Source organism: Bacillus sp. SJZ110, from assembly GCF_006715455.1.
Taxonomy (GTDB): Bacteria; Bacillota; Bacilli; order Bacillales; family Bacillaceae; genus Bacillus; species Bacillus subtilis.
In genome coordinates this window covers 194,693-216,523 of the sequence record NZ_VFNF01000006.1, presented here as the reverse complement: position 1 = coordinate 216,523, position 21,831 = coordinate 194,693, and the positions used below count along the sequence as shown (strand labels likewise).

Annotated in this window: 20 protein-coding genes and 6 pseudogenes; 18 read left to right on the top strand and 8 right to left on the bottom strand. The window is 41.4% G+C overall.

Going from position 1 to position 21,831, the window contains the following annotated elements; genetic code table 11:
- Nucleotides 1-119: 119 nt before the first annotated feature.
- A pseudogene (locus FB592_RS17395) lies at nucleotides 120-336 on the bottom strand (hypothetical protein); the annotation flags it as partial.
- Nucleotides 337-650: 314 nt separating this feature from the next.
- Here FB592_RS17395 and FB592_RS17390 point away from each other — a divergent pair.
- Nucleotides 651-3,518: an AAA domain-containing protein gene (locus FB592_RS17390; RefSeq protein WP_141949854.1), complete on the top strand. Its 2,868-nt coding sequence runs from the start codon at nucleotides 651-653 to the stop codon at nucleotides 3,516-3,518.
- A 78-nt stretch (nucleotides 3,519-3,596) separates the two neighbouring features.
- Here the strand turns inward: FB592_RS17390 and FB592_RS21300 are convergent.
- From FB592_RS21300 to yeeF, 7 genes and pseudogenes are all read right to left on the bottom strand, one after another.
- Nucleotides 3,597-3,885 (bottom strand): annotated as a pseudogene (locus FB592_RS21300) (immunity protein YezG family protein); the annotation flags it as partial.
- A 93-nt stretch (nucleotides 3,886-3,978) separates the two neighbouring features.
- A pseudogene (locus FB592_RS17380) lies at nucleotides 3,979-4,368 on the bottom strand (immunity protein YezG family protein); the annotation flags it as partial.
- A 34-nt stretch (nucleotides 4,369-4,402) separates the two neighbouring features.
- A pseudogene (locus tag FB592_RS17375) lies at nucleotides 4,403-4,840 on the bottom strand (antitoxin YezG family protein).
- 40 nt (nucleotides 4,841-4,880) lie between these two features.
- Nucleotides 4,881-5,369: an immunity protein YezG family protein gene (locus FB592_RS17370; protein WP_141949852.1), complete on the bottom strand. Its 489-nt coding sequence runs from the start codon at nucleotides 5,367-5,369 to the stop codon at nucleotides 4,881-4,883.
- A gap of 446 nt (nucleotides 5,370-5,815) precedes the next feature.
- Nucleotides 5,816-6,286, bottom strand: a complete 471-nt coding sequence (locus tag FB592_RS17365; protein ID WP_260438899.1) for a TIGR01741 family protein — start codon at nucleotides 6,284-6,286, stop codon at nucleotides 5,816-5,818.
- A 78-nt stretch (nucleotides 6,287-6,364) separates the two neighbouring features.
- On the bottom strand, nucleotides 6,365-6,838 hold the full coding sequence (locus FB592_RS17360) for a TIGR01741 family protein (protein WP_014479086.1): 474 nt from the start codon (nucleotides 6,836-6,838) through the stop codon (nucleotides 6,365-6,367).
- A 4-nt stretch (nucleotides 6,839-6,842) separates the two neighbouring features.
- A complete protein-coding gene (gene yeeF / locus FB592_RS17355) occupies nucleotides 6,843-8,852 on the bottom strand; it encodes an LXG family T7SS effector deoxyribonuclease toxin YeeF (protein WP_141949849.1) in 2,010 nt (669 codons plus the stop codon).
- Nucleotides 8,853-9,031: 179 nt separating this feature from the next.
- On the opposite strand from yeeF, the gene FB592_RS17350 reads away from it, so the two are divergent.
- From FB592_RS17350 to yesN, 17 genes and pseudogenes are all read left to right on the top strand, one after another.
- Nucleotides 9,032-10,039 (top strand): hypothetical protein, encoded by a 1,008-nt coding sequence (locus tag FB592_RS17350; protein WP_141949848.1) that lies wholly within the window; start codon nucleotides 9,032-9,034, stop codon nucleotides 10,037-10,039.
- 142 nt (nucleotides 10,040-10,181) lie between these two features.
- Nucleotides 10,182-11,024, top strand: a complete 843-nt coding sequence (locus FB592_RS17345) for a hypothetical protein (protein WP_231834192.1) — start codon at nucleotides 10,182-10,184, stop codon at nucleotides 11,022-11,024.
- 164 nt (nucleotides 11,025-11,188) lie between these two features.
- Entirely contained in the window at nucleotides 11,189-12,319 is a 1,131-nt protein-coding gene (rapH, locus tag FB592_RS17340; RefSeq protein ID WP_042978008.1) for a response regulator aspartate phosphatase RapH, read from the top strand.
- Nucleotides 12,309-12,482 (top strand): phosphatase RapH inhibitor PhrH, encoded by a 174-nt coding sequence (gene phrH, locus FB592_RS17335; RefSeq protein ID WP_029317430.1) that lies wholly within the window; start codon nucleotides 12,309-12,311, stop codon nucleotides 12,480-12,482. Before rapH ends, phrH begins: the two co-directional genes overlap by 11 nt.
- A 159-nt stretch (nucleotides 12,483-12,641) precedes the next feature.
- A complete protein-coding gene (locus tag FB592_RS17330) occupies nucleotides 12,642-13,361 on the top strand; it encodes a YebC/PmpR family DNA-binding transcriptional regulator (RefSeq protein WP_003233863.1) in 720 nt (239 codons plus the stop codon).
- 133 nt (nucleotides 13,362-13,494) lie between these two features.
- Complete coding sequence (gene yeeK, locus FB592_RS17325; protein WP_038828347.1) at nucleotides 13,495-13,926, top strand: spore coat protein YeeK; 432 nt, start codon at nucleotides 13,495-13,497, stop codon at nucleotides 13,924-13,926.
- Between the two features lie 113 nt (nucleotides 13,927-14,039).
- Nucleotides 14,040-14,624 (top strand): TetR/AcrR family transcriptional regulator, encoded by a 585-nt coding sequence (locus FB592_RS17320; protein WP_103803324.1) that lies wholly within the window; start codon nucleotides 14,040-14,042, stop codon nucleotides 14,622-14,624.
- A 79-nt stretch (nucleotides 14,625-14,703) separates the two neighbouring features.
- Entirely contained in the window at nucleotides 14,704-15,147 is a 444-nt protein-coding gene (locus FB592_RS17315) for a nuclear transport factor 2 family protein (RefSeq protein ID WP_038828344.1), read from the top strand.
- Nucleotides 15,144-16,012: pseudogene (locus FB592_RS17310) on the top strand (NmrA family NAD(P)-binding protein). The gene FB592_RS17315 and the pseudogene FB592_RS17310 overlap by 4 nt, the downstream one beginning before the upstream one ends.
- Nucleotides 16,013-16,138: 126 nt before the next feature.
- Complete coding sequence (gene cotJA, locus FB592_RS17305) at nucleotides 16,139-16,387, top strand: spore coat-associated protein CotJA (protein ID WP_003219489.1); 249 nt, start codon at nucleotides 16,139-16,141, stop codon at nucleotides 16,385-16,387.
- Complete coding sequence (gene cotJB, locus FB592_RS17300; protein WP_003219491.1) at nucleotides 16,371-16,634, top strand: spore coat protein CotJB; 264 nt, start codon at nucleotides 16,371-16,373, stop codon at nucleotides 16,632-16,634. The genes cotJA and cotJB overlap by 17 nt, the downstream gene beginning before the upstream one ends.
- Before the next feature lie 14 nt (nucleotides 16,635-16,648).
- Nucleotides 16,649-17,218, top strand: coding sequence for a spore coat protein CotJC (gene cotJC, locus FB592_RS17295; protein WP_003233850.1), 570 nt, complete (start codon nucleotides 16,649-16,651; stop codon nucleotides 17,216-17,218).
- Nucleotides 17,219-17,342: 124 nt separating this feature from the next.
- Nucleotides 17,343-17,885 carry a GNAT family N-acetyltransferase gene (locus FB592_RS17290; protein WP_021481270.1) on the top strand — a complete coding sequence of 181 codons (543 nt, stop codon included), beginning with the start codon at nucleotides 17,343-17,345 and terminating at the stop codon, nucleotides 17,883-17,885.
- Nucleotides 17,886-17,907: 22 nt separating this feature from the next.
- Nucleotides 17,908-18,211: pseudogene (locus tag FB592_RS17285) on the top strand (YesK-like family protein).
- 114 nt (nucleotides 18,212-18,325) lie between these two features.
- Entirely contained in the window at nucleotides 18,326-18,955 is a 630-nt protein-coding gene (locus FB592_RS17280; protein ID WP_103803325.1) for a YesL family protein, read from the top strand.
- Entirely contained in the window at nucleotides 18,952-20,685 is a 1,734-nt protein-coding gene (yesM, locus tag FB592_RS17275) for a two-component system sensor histidine kinase YesM (protein ID WP_019712808.1), read from the top strand. The genes FB592_RS17280 and yesM overlap by 4 nt, the downstream gene beginning before the upstream one ends.
- On the top strand, nucleotides 20,685-21,791 hold the full coding sequence (gene yesN, locus FB592_RS17270; RefSeq protein WP_049140817.1) for a two-component system response regulator YesN: 1,107 nt from the start codon (nucleotides 20,685-20,687) through the stop codon (nucleotides 21,789-21,791). The genes yesM and yesN overlap by 1 nt, the downstream gene beginning before the upstream one ends.
- Nucleotides 21,792-21,831 lie beyond the last annotated feature (40 nt).

Below are 21,831 nucleotides of genomic sequence, written 5' to 3'. Positions count from 1 at the left end.
GAGACCGCAAAAAAAAAATTTTCAGGTGCAGTCCGCAAAAGGGAGTTTGGGTGTTTCGGGTTATATTTGTTTTTGTGGAGGTTAGCCAATCTCAATTTTTGAATTTGGGATTGCGGTTATCACGACTTACCAGTTTCATCATATTTTTTTAACAGCTTTTCTGTTTTATGCATTTCCATGAGCATAGGATTTCATGTAGTCGTTAGCTAATTCTAGATATGCTTTTGTCAAAGTGTCTAATTTGTTGTTTATTTTAGAAAAGCCTTCTTCGAATTGTACCTCGGATGAATGTTTGATAAAGTTTTTCGCCTCTTCGTATCTTTTTAATAGGGTCTCTGATTCTGTCAATTATTTTTTTAATCATTTCATGGTTATATTGATTTGATTAGCAATTCATCCTTTAGATAGTGTGCTCCTGTTTTGATTAACCAGATAAAGAGTTCTACCTGGTCGTGAAATAAAATTAGTTCTACAGTTATTTATATTACGTTTTATTAGTCTTTAAAAATGATATCTTATTTTAACCCTCACCACCTTAATAGAACCTCTTTGAAGTTTAATCAAGTTCTTTATTCCTATATATATATAGGATATAATTGTTTAAATATATATTATTACCACAGAATGCATATGCCCGGGAGGAACAGAAATTGACTGCCCATCATATAACAAAGTACTTCAGAGATAGCGTAGCTGCTGATCTGAAAATCAACTTCAAAAACATACTTTTCACGATAACGGATTTAAATAGTATTTATAAAGGAAAACTTAAAAAAGAGGATTTTCAAACCCTGTCAGATCGTCAGGGAGATAAATTAAATATTATCATTATTGCAAAGACGATTAAAACAATTTTTAATGGCCAGCAAAAGGTTGATGTGAATCAAGAGGAAATGAGCGGGATTCTATATATTCCAGCGATTTTATCTTCTAATGGTGTGCTTTATCCATCCGAAGATAAATATCCATGGATTCCGAGAGAACACCTTTATCCTATTATTGATCAAGACTTGGCTGTTGGTCATTTAGATGAGTTCAATGAATTTATGAGCAATAATTTTCAAAGATTGAAAAGAAATCTGAATTGGAATAATTATGTTGGTTTTGCAAAAGATATGTATGAGACTGTAACAGATACTGAATTTACCTCTCTCTCAGTAAAAGGTATTGAACTGGAACAAAACGTTTATGTAATCAAGGACAATGTGATAAATGCTACGGGACATATTTTAAAATTGTATGATCATCTTTTAGCAAACCAGACGAATCACCTTCCTCTTTACAATCGTTTTATCAAACAACAAGCTGAAACTATAACTCCTCTTACCCCAAATGGGCTTTCGGAAATGAAAATGCACGTCGGGCAAATGGGTGGAGAGTACCCTTTATCTCCGTCTCAAAGGGAATGTCTAAACCATTTTAATCACATGGAAGAGGGGGATATTCTTGCTGTTAATGGCCCTCCGGGTACAGGGAAAACCACATTACTCCAATCATTAGTAGCAAATTTATATGTACAAAGGGCGTTAAAGAAGACAGAGCCGCCTCTCATTGTCGCCTCATCAACAAATAATCAGGCTGTGACAAATATCATTGAATCATTTGGTCAAATTAAACCTATATGGCAAACTACTAATTTAGAATGCAGATGGATTGAAGGAGTAAGCAGTTTTGCCGTTTATTTTCCATCAGTAACGAAAGAGAAAGAGGCAAAGGAAAAAGGGTTTCAATATACAAATTCAAAAGGAGAGAACTTTTTTGACGAGGTAGAAAGTGAAGAGAATGTAGAGCGTTCAACAAAAAAGATGATAGATGAATGTAACCGTTATTTTGGAACACATCATACAAACATAGAACAGTGCGAGCGATCAATTTGGAATCGATTATCAACGATAGAGAAGATTAGACAAAAGTTATTATTAATATTCCAAGAATATGAACGTATTGCGCCTCAAAAAGGATCTATCGATACATACCATAATTATTTATTAGATGAAAAAAGAAAAGCTGAAGAATCATTTCAAACAATACAAGCGAGAATCGAAGAGTGGACTGTTCATTTTTCGAAAATACCTCTTGTTGGTCGATGGTTTTCCTTTCTGCCTTTCATAAAAAGGAAAATTCAAAGTCATGTTCGTTATTTTATAGGGCAAAATGAAAGTTTTCTAAATGAATCAATGAGCATTGACGATATTGTCTCTATTTATAGTGTTAAAGCCCAAGAGACAAGAGTAAAGATGCAACAAATAGATAGTATTTATCAATCCATCAGTAAATTGAATCAAAGATATAATAACATGATAAACAGTCTAGACGAAATGCAAATTTCTGTACATGAGCATAAAACAGTACACTCTTTAGATAACATGAACGAAAGATTGGATATAAGCATTAAATATGCTTCATTTTGGCTGGCGATTCATTATTTTGAATGCAGGTGGCTAAGGGAGAAAAGACTGACTGAGAAGCAGAAAGGGAAAAATTTCGAAAATGTTCTGAAGCAGTTCCATTTAAATATGAGTATGCTGGCGCCCTGTTTTGTCATGACGTTCTATCAGCTGCCTAAATTTTCCCTTGCCTATGATAATGGAAAAGAACACTTTATGTATAATGAAATCGATTTATTAATCGTTGACGAAGCTGGACAAGTTACTCCTGAAATTGCAGCATGCTCTTTTTCGCTTGCGAAACGGGCGGTAGTCGTTGGTGATGTTCATCAAATCGAACCCGTATGGAATATCAACCAGTCATTAGACGTATCATTAGCTCTATCAAATTGTGTTATAGAAACAATCGAGGATTTTGATAGGCTTCGCGAACTTGGGCTAAATACATCAGAATCAAGCGTTATGAGAGTAGCATGTAAAAGCAGTAAATATGAAAAATATAAAGAACGTGGTCTGTTCCTAAGTGAACATAGACGCTGTTACGACGAAATCATTGATTATTGCAACAAGCTAGTATACAAAGGGAACCTTGAACCAATGAGAGGTAAGGCAAGTAATGATAAGAAAAACCGTATTAATCGCTTATTAATCCTGCCCTTTGGTCACATACAAGTTGATTCTAACCATTCGAGCAAAAAAGCAGGGAGCCGTTATAATAAAGTAGAGGCCGAGGCAATTGCAGGGTGGATTAATCGGAATTTTAATGATATCTGTAACGCCTATAAAGGAGAAAATCAGGAAAGTCTTATTGGAATTATTACCCCGTTTAAAATGCAAGTTGGGATCATTAAACGAGCATTATCTCCTGCGGTGAAAAAATATGTTGATGTAGGAACAGTTCATACATTTCAAGGCGGAGAAAGAAAAATCATCATCATGTCCACAGTTTATGGGAAAAAAGATGGGTGTTTCTTTATAGATGCTAATAAAAGCCTTTTAAATGTTGCTGTATCGCGCGCAAAGGATAGCTTTATAATCATGGGAGATATCAATTGTTTATCGGATAGTGTTAGTAAGCCTAGCGGGTTATTAAAGAAAATGCTTTTGGAATATAATATTGTTTATGCTTAGAAATAGGAAGTGTTTTGTATTTGTTCCAGGGGAACCATTGTTACTTGTAAAAAAGATTCTAAAAACTCGAAATGTTTTTTAGAATCTTTTTCGTTTTAAATAATGTAATATTAACCTTTTAGCTTCAATAGATACAGTTCTATAAATTTTTCTATCATTTTTGTTTTCCGGGAAAATACCTAAATATTTAAGCTCCCATACCACTTGGCCTTGAGTACCGTTTAAGTCTGAGGTAATGACATCGATGTAATTGTAATATATTGAGAAATTCCCGCTTCGTTCTAGATGTAAAGAGAGGTTTGTCCAAGTCTTCATTGTTTGGTTTGAAATCATTCTGTAACTCTTCAAAGTAGTCATGCAGCTCAAACAGAAGTTCAACATAAATATCTTTATTTACGCTAAAGTGTTCTGGAATGTCATGAGAATTCGGCATAAAGAGCCACCTTTTCCCACTCAGACGGTCTCGTCTTTGAAGGTCATCAAGCTCAGACGATAAAGCTTCATCATAATTATAATCAATTGAAAACTTGCCGTTGTTTTCTAATTTTAAAGTGAGATTTGTCCAAATATCTTGGTTGCCTAGTTTAAATTCTTCTTTTAGTTCTTCAAATAGCTCTTGAAGTTCAATCAGCAGTTGATCGTAAATCACTTCGCTTACATTAAATTGTTCAGGTATATAATGAGAATATAAGTAATCACTATTATTTGGTGTTGTAAAATAAAAGTATATATCTGCTGAGTCATCAAGTATTTCAGCATATAAAATGATATTTTCCCATTGAGATGGAATCATTTCATTTAGATGTTCAGCAATCTTTTGATATAGTTCACCCATTTTTTGAGTTTCCATAAGATTAACCTTTAACTTTGAATTGTTGATGGCATTATTTAATATTTAAATAATCCTTAACAAATTCTTTATCCTCTTCGTCTTCAGGAAAAATACCCAAGTTATTGTACTCCCAAATAATTTGTCTTTGGTATTCGTCCAGAGTAGATTCAATAACATCTTCATAATCATAGTCAATTGAGAACGTTCCATTGCTTTCAAGATTCAGTGTCAAATTTGTCCATGCTTCAGGATTATTTTCTTTAAACTCATTGTGTTAACTGTTTAAATAACTCTTGAAGATCTATTAATAGTTCGGTATAAATTTTTTTACTGACTTGAAATTGTTCTGGAATCTCGTGAGAGTATATATATTCATCGTTTTCTGGTGTTTGAAAGAAAAAATACACTTCTCTGAACCGTCTAGTATTTCGGCATAAAGAACAACTTTGGTCCAATCAGCAGGAATTATTTTTCCTATGACATCAGTTATTTGTTAATAAGTGCTTTCTAACATCATTATCCCAACTTTATTAAATTGGATTTTCAGGATATTCTTCTAAATATTTTTTTATTAATTTTTGTAATGATGGATCCTTAGGTTCTTCTCCTAAATATTTAAATTTCCAGATGATAAGCTGATCACTGAAACTATAATCTGTCCTAAACCAATCTGTATAATCAAAGTTGACAGTTAATTTTCCTGATCTCTCTAAGCTAAGAGTGAAGGAATAAAATAATTCTTGATCATGATCTTTGAATACATCTCTCATTTTTTCGCTTAGTTTAAATAATTCCATCTCATACTGATCGAATTCATTTTCGTCAATATCAAATTCAAACGGAATTTCAAGACTATACTTAAAATGATTAGGTTCATTTTGAGAATTATAAAAAAAGTAAGTACCTCCGCCTGTCTCTGAAACCTGAGCATAGAACAAAAATTTCTCCCATGGTTCTGGTATCATTTCGTTAACGGTTTCAGCTATGCTTCTATATAATGCATTTAATTCATTTTCCAAAAAGAATCAACCCCCAGCATTAGCTATTTTGGACAAAGTTCTAACAAGTCATGAAATAAGTGAAGTTCTACCTCTACCGTGATTTGGGGACCGAATAAAGTAAAGGCTCTGTTTTTATATCAAGATCACAAATGACTTCGTTCATTTCTGGATAATCCAGTTCGTTGTATCACCTTTGGAGACCTTCTCATATTTAAGAAATTCAAAGTAAAATGAAGCAGAGGACCAGATTTCACCCATGCTTATATTCTCAAATTGTATCTCCATTGTTTTTACAAATGTTTTATTTCTTTGGGTAGTGTTAAAGGTTGATTGCATAATGATAGATAATTGTTCTAAGGAAGGTTAGCCTCATTATAGAGTTAATTTTATTTTATATAGAAAACATTTAAATCTATGGTTTATAAAAAATAGCTCAGCAGAGTAGGGGTGAGCCATTTTTTTATTTATAGACCTAGGTAGCTAATTACAAATTCTTTATCATCCTCATCTTCAGGCAAAATACCAAGGTTTCTATATTCCCATATTGCGATTCTTTCATATCCATCTAATTCTGATGCTAAAATATCATCATAATTATAATCTAATTGGAATTCTCCGCTACGATCCAATGTTAGTGTAAGGTTCGTCCAAACATCATCGTTATTATTTCTGTGTTCAGTTCTTAATTCTTCAAAAAGTTCTCTTAGTTCTCTTAACAACGTCTTGAAAATATCCTTGCTTACGTTGTAATGGCTAGGTATATCTTGTGAATAAATAATTTGATTATTTTCTAGTGTTCTGAAGTGAAAAAGAACCATTGTGGAATCATCTAATACTTCTGCATAAAGATAAATTTTTGTCCATTCACAAGGTATGATGTCATTTAATTTCTGACTAATAAGCTGATACAAATCTTGCATTTTTTTAGTTTCCAATCTTTTCACCTTCAATCGTCTAGAAATCTTAGTTATCAAAAATAGCCCAGCAGAGAAGGGCTGAGCCATTTTTTTGATTTATAGACCGAAGTAGTTTATTACAAATTCTTTATCGTCCTCATCTTTAGGCAATATCCCTAAATTTTGATATTTCCAAACATCTCGTCTTTGAAGGTCATCAAGTTCAGAGGATAAAACATCATCATAATTATAATCAATTGAAAACTTTCCGGTGTTTTCTAATTTTAAAGTGAGATTAGTCCAAATATCTTGGTTGCCTAGTTTAAATTCCTCTTTTAGTTCTTCAAATAGCTCTTGAAGTTCAATTAGTAGTTGATCGTAAATCTCTTCGCTCACATCAAAGTGTTCAGGTATATAATGAGAAAATAAATAATCACTGTTATTATTTGGTGTTGTAAAATAAAAGTATATATCCGCTGAGTCATCAAGTATTTCAGCATATAAAACGATCTTTTCCCATTGAGATGGAATCATTTCATTTAGATGTTCAGCAATCTTTTGATATAGTTCACCCATTTTTTGAGTTTCCATTAGATTAACCCCCAGCTTTATTCTTAATGATTGTTCTAACAGGTTCTTTATCCCCAACTTTATATACAACAATAAATTTAGAAGGTCTTAAAGAATCACCCTCATAAATGTTGTTAATTTTAACTGTCACCTGTTTCGGTGGTTTTTGACTTAAAGCTTTAGACCACACTTGCTCCATGTTGTACCATTTCCCGCCGCTTCTATTAATCTGAGAATTCATCGGCACGATATTGTCGAACTGGCCTGAGCCTTTGAATTGGGTGGCGATTAAATGGCCTCCGTCATCGTCAGGCTTTCGGTCCTGAGGCTTTCCAGCATTCGTCTGTGCATATTGGTTTCGTTTTGCTTCTCCCAGCTGCAAGTCTGCTTTGACACTTGTAATTCTACCATAGTTGTCAGTCGTGTATGTGTAGCCTTCTTTTGTTTTGTAGATGATATTGGGCTTCAGCACTTTCTTTCTGCTCCATTTTGCGTAGTGCTCGCCGTATTTGACGGTTACCGGCGGTACATGTGGTGCTGGAGTTCGTCTTCCGCTTGATGACGTTCCGTATGGTTTCGGAAGGATGACCTTGGCGAATTTTTGCAGTCCTTCTTTAAGCGTGACCCCGTTGACTGCGTTGTAAGGAACGCCTGCCGGCACTAAATCGTGACGGGGATGATAGGGGAGAATATCCGCAAGTGTGAGATCTCCGATTTGATTTAACTTGGTTTTGACGTGTTTTTTTGATACTTCTATGCCTGTGTTTACTTTTTGTTTGATGTGATCAACGGTTTGTTTTGAGACTGTTATGGCTTTTTGGGCTGTTGCAGATTTGCTTGCTGCTGTTTTGACTTTGGCCGTCACTTTGGCAGCTGTGCCTGTTTTAGAGACGGCTCCTACGCCTTTTGTGCCGACAATTGATGTGACAACAGTGCCAACCGCATATGACACCCATCTTGCTCTTGAGTAGGTGTCGCCATTCACCATGTCTTTTTGGTACGATTCTTCGATTGCCGCTGAAATGGCTTCATACGTTTTGATCGGGTGAGCCACAGCTCCTGTAATGGCTTCAACGGTTCCGCCCGGATCTGTGACCATATCCCACAGGCCTACGACCGCGTCTTTTCCGGAATCATAAAGGCCGACGGCAACCCCTTTGAAGCCTGCTTCAAGCTCACGCGTGTTTTCAATTTGGGTGAAATATCTCTGTTGTTCTGCTGTCAGATTTTCATAGCCGATCGTTTTTGCCATTGAGTAAAATTCATCGGCATCTGCATAATCGTAGTTTTTTAGTCTTTCTTTTAGTTTTTCAATCTCGCGTTCCTTCGCTTCCTCTTTCTTAATCTTCAAGTAAGCCTCAGTCCGCTTTTCAATGTCGCCTTTTTTCTTATGTATGTCACTCTCACGGTACGCTTTGGCGTTGTAGTGGATGGGTGTTGCGTTTTTGCCTTTGCCCGTTGCTTCTTGGAGCTTTTGGAAGTCGGATTTGATGAATTGTTCGTTTGGTTCTGACAGGGCGTATTCTGTTTTCAGGTCTTCGTCCAAGGCGTCCAATTTTTCCAGTGTTTTTTTGCGTTTGTCGTTGGCATCGGCCAGCTCGTCTTTGAAGGTTTCTGTTGAAAACAGGTCGAGCGGGAGGATGTCGTCGATATCGTTCAGGATGTCTTTCATCGCTTTTTTCTGTTCGGACATGATGGATTTTGATTTTTTATTGGCATTTGCCAGTTCGTGCTCCAGAAAGGATTCTTCGATGTATGCGTCTGAGAGGCCTTTGTCTTCGGCGGCTCCGGCGATGCTATTGAAAAATGCGATTTTCATGTCGATGTAGTCGATCCATTGGTCGGTGACGCCGACGTGGTCGTGATAGAAGGCTTTGATGTTGCTGGCGCCTTTTCCTGAAAATTCACTGTCACTGAGATCAGCGACTCCTTTTAATGCTTTTCTCAAGTTGACCATTTGCGTTCTTAGTTCTTTGTACTCTTTTGCACGGTCTGTCGCTTCCGAAAGCAGTGTTTTCGCTTCAAATACTTTCATGACCATTTCCCTTCTTTTGTTCGCTCAATATCAAAATTTTACCACGGTGCGGGATAAGGGTGGGGGTGAGAACGTATTTTGGTGGAAAAATGAGTCATTTGGCATGTGTCTTTATTCATGAAGGGATTGTGTAAACATAGTAGAAATGATTATTGGTAGACAGTTAAAGGAGCATTTTGATGAAGAAAAAATGCATTACATTCAGTTTATTAGGGTTAATGGTATGCATCATACTGTTTGTTCAGTTACGCAATAAAGACAGTATCCCTGTCCAATCTTCCGCCATCCACCCCGAAGAAGACCGCATCTTTTTTATTTACTCCAATCCTTTCATAAAAGAAAGCGTGCTGCTTTCAACCTCAACAGGCGAACGGTTTAACAGGCGTACGTTTAAGGTGGCGGATGTGCCTTATATTCAAACGAAATCTTATGCATCAATAGACCTTGTATTATTGGCGGAACACGAGCCTTTTTACTACACGCTGGAGAAGGATGTGATCAAAGAGCATCCGCTTTCAGATCCATTTGCGTTTTGGCATGAGGGGAAGGATGTCTCTGTTAAGGCCTATAATGTTGATACGATGGGAAATGAGATCCACATAAACGACAGAAAAACGAAAAAGGAATATACCCTTACCTTGCCTTCGCTTGTCACGCTGGGGGCCAGTGATGAGAACTATATTTATATCATTCAAAGCATGGCTATTTACGTGATTGACAGAAAAACAGAGGAAATGGTTGAGACCCTGAGTTTAGCCTCATACGCTGATCAATTCGCAGACTCGGAGGAATTTATTGTTGCGAGCTCGGAGCATGAATTGACTGTGATTGAAAAAGGGACATGGAAGACGACATATATTCCGTATCCTGAAGATCTTGAATATGCAGATACTGTGTATTATGACAAAGAAAGCGGCAGCTTTTACGTTACGTACGAGGACAAAGAGGGTGAGGCGAACTTGCTGGAGTATGGGAAGGAATTTTCTTTTCATACATATAGTTTGAATTTCCCTTATATGGAAGCGAAGTTTAAGGGGAATCTATTGTATATAGTTGCCCAGGAAGAGCATAAAAAGGGCATCGGCGGATACGTGGGTGTGTTTGATATCCATTCTAAGGAGATGCTTTATCAGTTTGATTTGCCTGAGGAACAGGTGAAGGTTCAGGATTTTGTTGTGGTTGATTAAAGTGAAAGCTCTTAGCGTCTTTTTCTTTTTTGTTCAAGAGTTGATCTTTGCTGATAACAGTGTCGAAATTCTATGAAACTTTCATTCAAAGTACGCGTATATGAACCAAAAGGAGGACGATGAAGCAATGGGTGGTTCATATTTGAGTGATTTGTGTTCAATGTATCAAAAAGATAAGTTCTTTACCGGATTTGTCCCTGAGGAGCTTTTGACATATGTTTGTGAGTTATTCCCGTTATCGAAGAAAGAAACGGTGACGGCCTTACTGAATTGTTCCATGGGAAGTAAAGCGAAAAGCTTTGTTATGTTTACGAGTAAGGGATTGTACTGGAAGAGATTTGGAGAACAAGAGGGATGTGTGACTTGGGAAGCATTCACTGATATCCAATCGATTAAATCGACGGATGATTATGAGATTTGGTTTGATGGAGTAGAGGTTTTTGATGTCGGCTTCAGTTCATATCCTGCGGATCTGTTGGCAGAGCTGTTGAGGATAATTCAGCAATTTCTTAGTGAAAATGGCTTAGATTTGCTTACGGAACCCCGGATAGATCATGTATCTGTTTCTGCCAGTGAATTGAGGGAAATCAGTATTTTGTTTCAGAACAGCCATGACAAGATGTTCGGTTTGACCAATGGGCTACTGGTCGGTAACGAGATTTCTGAAAAGAGAGAGGTACGATTGAGAAAACGGCTGCATATTCCTAAGAATCAGGAGATGATCTCCTTCTGGAGTACTTTTCCCGTGAAGCAAACAGATGGCATCACATTAACAGACAAAGGGATTTATTTTTCAGATCCTTTTCTCAGGTTATTTTATCCTTGGCATGTGTTTAAGGAAACGCCTGTAATGTTAAAAGATCAGGAGTTAATTGTGGGGAAAAAGAATGTCATTCAATTGCTGGAAAACCTGATGCCTGCTAAGGACGTATTTGCTTTTTTAGAACAAATAAAACGAAGAATCAGCGCTGTTACGAGCTGGTGAATACGTATATGAAATAAGATTGACATGGACCCTTGTGTAAAGGGTTCTTTTTTACGAAAAAAAACAAATTGACAGGATGAAAAAACAATTTCTTCCTTCTATATTGTTTTCAAAATTTGGGATTGATAGAATATGACATATCTCATAGAGAAGGAGGGAAGCCGTTGAGTCAAGCCATACCGTCTTCGCGTGTAGGTGTTAAGATTAATGAATGGTACAAGATGATTCGCCAGTTCAGTGTTCCGGATGCTGAGGTTCTGAAAGCGGAGGTTGAGCAGGACATTCAGCAGATGGAAGAAGATCAGGATTTACTGATCTATTATTCTCTGATGTGTTTTCGGCACCAGCTGATGCTTGATTATTTGGAGCCGGGACAAACATACGGGAATCGCCCTACAGTGACAGAGCTTCTTGAAACGATTGAGACCCCTCAGAAAAAACTCACAGGCCTTTTGAAATACTACTCTTTGTTTTTCCGCGGCATGTATGAATTTGACCAAAAAGAATATGTGGAAGCGATCGGGTATTATCGCGAGGCGGAGAAAGAACTGCCGTTTGTGTCAGATGAAATTGAGAAAGCGGAATTCCATTTTAAAGTGGCCGAAGCGTATTATCACATGAAGCAAACCCATGTGTCGATGCATCATATTCTTCAAGCCTTAGACATTTATCAAAAAAATCCCCTATATAGCATTAGAACGATACAAAGCTTGTTTGTGATCGCCGGCAACTATGATGATTTCAAACATTATGATAAAGCGCTCCCGCACTTAGAAGCGGCGCTGGATTTGGCAATGGACATTCAAAATGACAGGTTTATCGCCATTTCTCTATTGAACATCGCGAACAGCTATGACAGATCAGGAGACGATCAGATGGCTGTAGAACATTTCCAAAAAGCGGCGAAAGTAAGCAGAGAGAAAGTGCCTGATCTGCTTCCGAAAGTCTTGTTTGGATTAAGCTGGACATTATGTAAGACAGGCCAAACACAGCGGGCGTTTCAGTTCATAGAGGAAGGATTAGACCAAATGACAGCACATTCTCACAAATTTTATAAAGAATTGTTTCTGTTCTTGCAGGCCGTGTACAAGGAGACTGTTGATGAACGAAAAATTCATGATCTTTTAAGCTATTTCGAAAAAAAGAACTTGCATGCGTATATTGAAGCGTGTGCCCGGAGTGCTGCCGCTGTTTTTGAAAGCAGCTGTCACTTTGAACAAGCTGCTGCGTTTTATCGGAAAGTGCTGAAAGCCCAAGAAGATATTCTAAAAGGAGAGTGTTTATATGCCTATTAAGAAAAAAGTGATGATGTGCCTGGCTGTTACTCTAGTTTTTGGAAGCATGTCGTTTCCATTCCTGACAAACTCCGGCGGATTTAAGGAATCAACAGATCGAAATACGACGTATATCGATCATTCCCCTTACAAACTCAGTGATCAGAAGAAAGCCCTTAGCTAGGGCTTTTTCTTGCTTTACGGAAGACGTTCAATTTTCCATATCGCGGCATTCCTTCTATTTCTAACGCAAGACACTCGAAACAACCAAACCATTTGAGGTATAATGGATAAAGTGAATAACAGTATTTAGATTGATATATATGAAAGAGAGTGGAACATCATGGGCCGTAAGTGGAACAATATTAAAGAGAAGAAGGCGTCTAAGGACGCGAATACGAGTCGGATTTATGCGAAGTTTGGCCGTGAGATTTATGTGGCGGCGAAGCAGGGCGAGCCTGATCCGGAATCCAACCAGGCGCTGAAGGTTGTGCTTGAGCGTGCGAAGACTTACAGCGTGCCGAAAAACATCATTGAGCGTGCGATCGAGAAGGCGAAGGGCGGAGCGGAAGAGAATTACGATGAGCTTCGTTATGAGGGCTTCGGGCCGAACGGATCAATGATTATCGTTGATGCGCTGACGAATAATGTAAACCGTACGGCGCCGGAAGTGCGTGCGGCGTTCGGGAAAAACGGCGGAAACATGGGTGTGAGCGGATCTGTTGCTTACATGTTTGACGCGACGGCTGTAATCGGTGTAGAAGGCAAAACTGCTGACGAAGCACTTGAAATCTTGATGGAAGCGGATGTTGATGTCCGTGACATTTTAGAAGAGGATGACAGCGTGATCGTATATGCTGAGCCTGATCAATTCCATGCGGTGCAAGAGGCGTTTAAAAACGCGGGTGTCGAGGAATTTACAGTAGCGGAGCTGACAATGCTTGCGCAAAGTGAAGTAACGCTTCCGGATGATGCAAAGGAACAGTTTGAAAAATTGATTGATGCATTAGAAGATTTGGAAGATGTTCAACAGGTATATCATAACGTTGATTTAGGTGAGTAAGGAGTGAGCAGGCTGTTATGGCCTGCTTTTTTTGTCCTGGAAATTGTTTTAGCTGTATGTAGGCGGCCGCCTATACGATCTATAAGATATTCTCATACTCTGGACTGTAACCTATGTGAAGGAGAGAGTGAATATGACTGATACAAGACATATGTATGGCGGACCTGGTTTTGGTCATTATCAGGGCTTTGGTATTGGCCACCCGGGCTATGGCATGCAAAGCACAGGCCACCCGGGCTTTGGCATGTATGGAGGCTACCCAGATCACGGCATACATGGAGGTGTCGGCGGCTATCCGGGATATGGAACGTACGGAGGATACGGAGGATCCGGCGGTTACCCAAGCGGCGGCTATGGAGGCTCTCCGGGAACTGTAAATTATCCGAACATGCACCATGAAAATGATGGCCATCACCACTATTATCACCATCATCATGATGGAAAAGATAATCTTCATCACCATCATCACCATGTTGGAAAGGATAATTATCACCACCATCATGATGGTCATTATGGCCACCATCACCACCATATGGGCCACTGGGGAAAAGACGGTTATAAATAAAGAAGATGATGGTATAAAGAGGACACTCTTGCAGATCAAGAGTGTTTTTTATCTTTTTTCTTGACTGTTCAGTCTGGAAACTGGTAACATTTGTTTCAGGAGGTGATCTTTTTTTGGGGAGGAATAAAGAATTTGATACGGCACTTGTTCTTCACAGGGCGATAGAGGTTTTTGGAGAGTATGGCTACGAAGGAACGTCTCTTCAGGGTCTGCTCTCTCATTTAGGCATTGCGCGCCAGAGCTTGTATGATACGTATGGCACGAAGCGTGATTTGTTTTTGTCCGCTGTGAAAACGTATCTTGAAGGGAAAAACACTGCCGTTATGGAAAGGCTTGAAGCGCCAGGATCTGTAAAGGAAGCCATTCGTGATATTTTTCAGGAGGGTGTCAATGCCCTGAGGGATCCGGAACGGGCGAAGGCGTGCTACATTATGAACAGTGCGATTGAACAGATCCCGCATGACCCTGAGCTTGCCCGGTATTTTGAAAGACAATCCAAGCAGCTTGAGGACGCTTTTTATCAGGCGCTTTTAAGGGCGAAGGATCAAGGAGAATTGAATGGCGAAGATCATGATATATCTGCGCTCGCCCGGTACCTGAATCAGAGCAGGCTGTCACTGACATTTATTGCAAAAGTGACGGCAGATATGGATCGTCTTAAGGACCATGTTGACGTGAGTTTATCAGTGCTTGATTAACATGTGGTAAAGAATGCTTTGCCCATGTGTGTATTTTTTGGACTGAATGGTCTGAAAATAAAAAAAGAGGTGATGATGAATGTTGATGAATGAATTTGAAAAAGCATGTGAAACATTGAGAAAGTTTATGGCTTATATGCTTGAGAAGGACATGAAGAGCTGGATGGAGCTTTGGGATGAGAATGCTGTATTTGAGTTTCCTTATGCGCCGGAGGGATCACCAAAAAGAATAGAAGGAAAAGCGGCCATTTACAACTATATTAAGGATTATCCTAAGCAGATCCATCTTTCTTCATTTACCACTCCGACAGTGTACCGTTCAGCAGACTCGAATACGGTGATTGCGGAGTTTCAATGTGACGGCCATGTGATTGAGACTGGACTGCCTTATCGCCAAAGCTATATCAGTGTCATCGAAATGAGAGACGGCCGCATTGTGCGTTATAGGGATTATTGGAATCCGCTTGTTGTAAAAGAGGCCTTTGGAGGATCATTTTTGCAAACAGAGGAGAGTGGCAAATGATGAAACAGAATCCGATTTTAATCACGGGCGGGACTGGCACAGTCGGCAGCCGAATCGCCAGCCGTTTAATAAAGCTGGGATACAGAGTGCGTATTGCAAGCCGAAAAAAGGGCGCGCTTGCAAGTGCGGAGCATGTGTATTTTGATTGGAAGGATGCCTCCAGTTTTACGCCTGCTCTAGAACAGGTAAAAGACATCTATCTTGTTGCTCCGGTCGGTGTACTTGATCCGGCTCCCTATGTGCTTCCCTTTTTAAAGGAAGCAAAGCGTCTCGGCGCAAAGCGGGTAGTGATGCAAAGTGCGTCTGTTGTCTCCGAGAACGGTCCCGTGTTTGGCGCGCTTCACCAGGCAGTGCGCGAGTTTCCTGAATGGACGGTGCTGCGGCCCTCATACTTTATGCAAAATTTCATCAATGTCCAGCATCGCATGTCTATTCAAACGGAGGGCCGCATCACAACGGCTTCGGGTGAAGGAAAACTTGGGTTTATTGACGCTGATGACATCGCAGAAACAGCCGTCAGGGCTTTGATTGATGATGTTCCTCATCAAACACATCATATTCTGACAGGTCCCGAGGCGCTGAGCTATGCCGAAGCGGCGGAGATCATTGGAGCTGCGGCGGGACGCCGGGTGGAGCATGTCAGCATTTCTCGTTCCGAGCTGCAGCATAAAATGGAGGCAGGAGGTTTGCCCGCGGATTATGCCCATTTTATGGCGAAGCTTGATGAGGCAATCAGCCATGGTGCGGAACATCGGGTAACGGATACAGTGAAGCGTGTGACGGGAAAAGAACCTCGTTCGCTGTCAGAGTTTGCGGCTGCTCATGCTGCATATTGGAAACACTGACCTCATTTTGGACTGAATAGTCTAGAAAGACCTTCGGCGCTTCCGAAGGTCTTCTTATTGAAAAAGCTAAGTCGTGTTTTAGTCATAATCATGCCTCCTGCCTCATACCTATTAAGGTCATTGTTTTTGAGAAAGGAGGAGCCGGAATGAAGGATATGCAGCCGTTTACGCCTGTCAAATCATATACGCCCTTTCACAGCCGTTTTGATCCCTGTCCGCCCATAGGGAAGAAATATTACAGAACGCCCCCTAACCTTTATATGACCTTTCAGCCTGAGCACATGGAGCAGTTTTCGCCGATGGAGGCTTTGAGGAAAGGCACCCTTTGGAAGGATCTCTATGATTTTTATGAAAACCCTTATCGAGGGGGAGACGCACATGGCAAAAAAGGTTGACGCCGAATATTATCGTCAGCTTGAGCAAATACAGGCTGCTGATTTTGTGCTTGTTGAGCTGAGTCTTTATTTAAATACACATCCTCATGATGAAGATGCGCTGAAGCAATTCAATCAATATTCCGGCTATTCAAGGCACTTAAAAAGACAGTTCGAATCCTCTTACGGACCGCTTCTGCAGTTCGGCAACAGCCCCGCGGGCAAGGATTGGGATTGGGGAAAAGGGCCATGGCCGTGGCAAGTATAAGGAGGAATGCCTGAATGTGGGTGTATGAAAAGAAGCTGCAATACCCTGTCAAGGTCAGTACGTGCAACCCGACGCTGGCGAAGTATTTGATTGAGCAGTATGGCGGAGCGGACGGCGAGCTGGCCGCAGCTCTCCGGTATTTGAACCAGCGTTATACGATTCCTGATAAGGTCATCGGCCTTTTAACAGATATCGGCACGGAGGAGTTTGCCCATTTGGAAATGATTGCGACCATGGTCTATAAGTTAACAAAAGACGCCACACCGGAGCAGCTGCGTGAAGCTGGGCTTGGCGATCATTACGTCAATCACGACAGCGCGCTTTTTTATCATAATGCGGCGGGCGTGCCGTTTACCGCGAGCTATATCCAAGCGAAGGGCGATCCGATTGCCGATTTATACGAAGATATTGCCGCAGAAGAAAAGGCGCGGGCGACGTATCAATGGCTGATTGATATTTCGGATGATCCTGATTTAAACGATTCCCTGCGTTTTTTGCGTGAGCGTGAAATCGTACACTCTATGCGCTTCAGAGAAGCGGTTGAAATTTTAAAAGAAGAACGGGATAAAAAGAAGATTTTCTAATAGGCAGATTGGCCTCTCTTTCATACACCCTTTTACATACAGAGAAAATGGTCTGTTTTTGCAGTTTGGTCTGCATTATAATCAAGGTGTGTGTGCAAGCTTACTTTTTGATTGGGAGGCCTTTATGTCAGCTTTTAAGATTGAGAACGAAACGATTGCAGATGGATTTTACGCGTGTCCGGCCGTCTATGAGGATGCAGAATCGATTACCGGGTTGCTCGTCCGAACAGCTGAATGGCTCCGAGATCGGGGTTCTAACCAATGGAGCGGACTTCTCAAAGGGCAAGATATACATGATATCACGGGGTCAATTGAAAAGGGACATGTGTTTGTGTTTAAAAAAGATGAAGAGCTTGCGGCTGTCGTGATGCTGCTGCCTGAACCGAGCGAGTGGGACCGGACGCTTTGGGGAGACGATGGGCATGAGGAGTCCATTTATTTGCACCGCCTCGCAGTAAGCCGCCGGTTTGCGGGACAGGGGCTTGGAGCCCGCGTCCTTCAGTGGGCGGAGACGGGCATACACTTTCCGGGAAAAACACGGATCCGGCTTGACTGTGTCGCTGATAGCGACGCCCTGCATTCCTTTTATCGGCGTATGGGATATGAATTCATGGGTGCTGATGCGTCCGGATATCATTTGTTTGAGAAAGAGATTTCGGCAGAATAAGCGTCCTTTGCAGGGGGCTTTTTTGTCTTTTTCTAAAAGGGAGGGCAGGCGATGTGTGGCCAATTTTATTTGTGACAGGGATTGTGACGGCTTGTCTGTTTGCTGGCGTATCCGTTTTGATGCAGATGAGATTTCCTGACAAAAGTCGACCGGAATGGATGTTGGCCGGGCTGATCGTCCTTGGTGTGTTTGCGATCTGGTACAGCCTCGTGTATGTACGCGGCTGGGAAGGGGCTGCGCTCGGAATGCTTGGATTCAATGTCATTTTCGGAGCCATTGCCGGATATTTGATCGATAAGGCCATCCGGCGTTACAGGAAAAGATAAGGCTGCTGCCGTCTCTCATCATGTCGAAATTTTCACAGAACGGCAGGAATTTTCTTTCGAAAGGAGAAATACATATTACTTTAAAATGAAAGCGTTTTCCGAAGCGGGAAGGTGATGTTGATGATACACAGTGTGACAAATGGGCTGAATCGTTTTTGTACGTGGGTGATGAGACTGGCCTATTTGAATGTGCTTTGGATTTTGTTTTCTCTTGCAGGCCTGGTTGTATTTGGGCTGATGCCCGCTACTGCCGCGATGTTTACAGTGGCGAGAGAATGGGCGAAGGGGAATACAGATGCCCCGGTGTTTTCTGTCTTTTTTCGGACGTTTAAAAAGGAATGGCGGGCATCACAGATCCTCGGGCTTATCGTTGTGACGGCTGCCCTGTTTCTGTTTGCGGATATGCGGATAGCGGCTCAGATGGACCAGCCTGTGCTCGTCAATGTATTCCTGAGCATTAGTTTGATTTTCGTGTTTGTTGTGCTGTATGTGTTCCCGGTGTTTTCTCATTTTGATGTAAAAATCAGAGAGGTGCTGAGCATCAGCTTTTTGATTGCTTTCAGCCGTCCGGCGGTGACGCTTTTGATGGCAGCGGGCGCTGTCGGTGTGCTTTGTCTCGTTCTGTTTCATGTCACGTTTCTATTGTTTTTCAGCGGGAGTTTACTCAGCCTGATCTTAACGAAGCTGTCCTTTAAAGCGTTTCGGTCAATGGATCAGCGGCAGGAGAAAGAAAAGGCGGCATGAAGAAAAGAGTTGCTGGCTGGTACAGGCGGATGAAGATTAAGGATAAGCTGTTTGTGTTTCTATCGTTGATTATGGCCGTATCCTTTCTGTTTGTATACAGCGGGGTCCAGTATGCCTTTCATGTGTATGATGAGCAGATTTACCGCAAGTCCTCGGAGGTGCTTCGCATGTCTTCTGAAAGGATCGAAGACGAGCTGAAGAAGATAGAGGATGTGTCATATGAAATCATTACAGACGAACAGATTCAACGCATCCTGAGCATGCAAAATCGGGATGATACGTATGATCAATATCAAATGAAGCAGGAGCTTTGGGATCAGCTTGCGGGATATGCCAGTGATGAAAAGTACATAGATTCCATTCATTTGATTGATGCCCGCGGCTCAGAGTATTCAGCCGGAAGCAGTTCTTCAGATCTTTTGCAGCAGGAGCAGGAAGAGGTATTTAAGCGAGCGAAAGCGAAAAATGGAAGAAATCTTTGGATGACGCTCGGCGGGTCAGATCCTGTCCTGATTTCAGCACGGCAGATCAGGTCCTATCACCAGCTGAGTCTGAACGGCTTGGGCATGGTGCTGATCCAAGTCAATGTAAAACAAATGATTCGTGATGTGCCGAAGGATTGGGGCGATTCAGTCGGAGACATTATGATTGCTGACCAAGGCGGGAATTTGGTGTATACGGCACATGCATCAGCGCATGTTCCTGAGGCAGCAAAAGAGACGCTGAAGCACCCCGGTTATGACTTGATAAAAAAGAATGGCAAACGTTACTTTATTTCTTATCTTCAATCATCCTACCAAAATTGGAGCTACTATAACGTTATCCCCTTTGATCAGATGTTCGCGAAAATTTCCTTTATGAAAACAGTGATCGGCACATGCTTTCTCCTCTTTTTCTGTGTGGTTTTGCTTTTCGGAAGGAAAATCGCCAACAGCATCACGGAGCCGATTGAACAGCTTGTGACCGCGATGAAATCGGTACAGCACGGCGGTATTGAAGCAGGTGTGTCGCTTTCTCTGCCGGAACATACACAGGATGAGGCCGGCATGCTGAACCGCCATTTTACTGTCATGATGAAACGGATTAATGAGCTGATGGAAGAAAATGTGGAAAAACAGCTCATTATTAAAGAAACCGAATTGAAAGCACTGCAAGCCCAGATCAATCCGCATTTTTTATATAACACGCTCGAGTCCATCAATTGGCTGGCCAAGGCGAATCAGCAAAAGCAAATCTCAAAAATGGTGGAATCGCTCGGTTTTCTTCTGAGAAACAGCATACATATGAAAAAGGATATCGTGACCATTCAGGAGGAGGCGGACATTTTACGTCACTATATGACCATTCAGCGATTTCGATTTGAAGAGCGCCTGAATTTCACGTTGGATATTGACGATGAGGTGAAGCATTGCCTCATTCCGAAACTGACGCTCCAGCCGCTTGCGGAAAATGCGATTCAATACGCGCTTGAACCCTTTACAAGGCCATGCGCCATCCGGATTCAGGCGAAAAAGGCAAAGGAATGTGTCTGTATTACGGTCGAAGATAACGGTCCTGGCATGGATGGACGGATTCTTGAATCAACGGGCGGAAGAGGAATCGGACTTTGGAATATTCGCGAGCGCATCAGCCTGACATTCGGAGAGCCATACGGCTTGCGGATTCATAGTGAGCATGAAAAGGGGACGAGGATTGTGATCACAATACCGTGCCGAAATGAGGTGGTGTGATGTATAAAATACTGCTGGCTGATGATGAGAGGATTATCCTTGATGGAATGGCAGGAATCATTGAGTGGGAGTCGCTTGGCGCCTCATTGATCGGTAAAGCGCAGAACGGACATGAAGCATATGAAAAGATTGTACATAAGCAGCCGCATATCGTCATCACAGACGTCAAAATGCCCGGTATGGACGGGCTTGAGCTGATCAAAAAGGTGTCAGCCATCAGTCCGTCGGTGCAATTTATCGTCCTGTCCGGGTTTGGAGAGTTTGAGTACGCAAAGGAAGCCATGAAATATGGGGTGAAGCATTATTTGCTGAAACCCTGCAATGAACAGCAGATTATCAGCTCGCTGGAGGAAATCATTGCTGAGCTGAAGCGGCAAGATGTGCACAAAAAGAAAACAGCCCATCTGAAACACGAGCTGGACCATATCCGTTCCTTTGCAGCCGATCAATACTTGGAAGGCTTGATCGCAGGTGTAGCCCAGTTGTCTCCGCCGCCTTCACTTGCCGGAAAAAAGATCCGCCTCTTGATCTTAAAAGGGGAACAATCTATTGATGCCGCAGCCAGAGAGGCACTCGGATCGGCACTGACAGCGGTTTGCAGCAGCGGAGAATGGACAGTGCTCGCCGTAGAGGAGAACGCCGCTGAAAAGGCGGCGGAGGTTTTTGCGGACCGCAAGATGGCCATCAGTCAGGCGGGAGAACTCCGGCACGCGGGGCAGCTGTTTCGTGACACAGCTGAAGCGTCTGGTGACCTGCATGGGAGCGCAGTGATTTCAAAAATGATCAGGCTTATTGCCGACGAGCTCGGAAATCCGAATCTGTCCTTAAAATGGGCGGCGAAGGATATGCTGTTTATGAATCCTGATTATCTCGGGAAGTTATTTAAGCAGGAAACAGGCGAGAAATTTTCCCAATATGTTACACGAGTGCGTCTTGAACATGCGATGAAACAGATGAAAATGAGGCGGGACGCGAGTGTATCAGAAATTGCTGAAGAAATCGGATTTGGCGATAATCCGAAGTATTTCAGTCTTGTTTTTAAAAAATATACCGGTCTGACACCGTCAGAATTCAGAAGAAAACAGGGAGGCGCTTCCGCAGGATAGCCATCTCTGTTTTTTTGACTTTCGCCACTGTTTTTTGAGT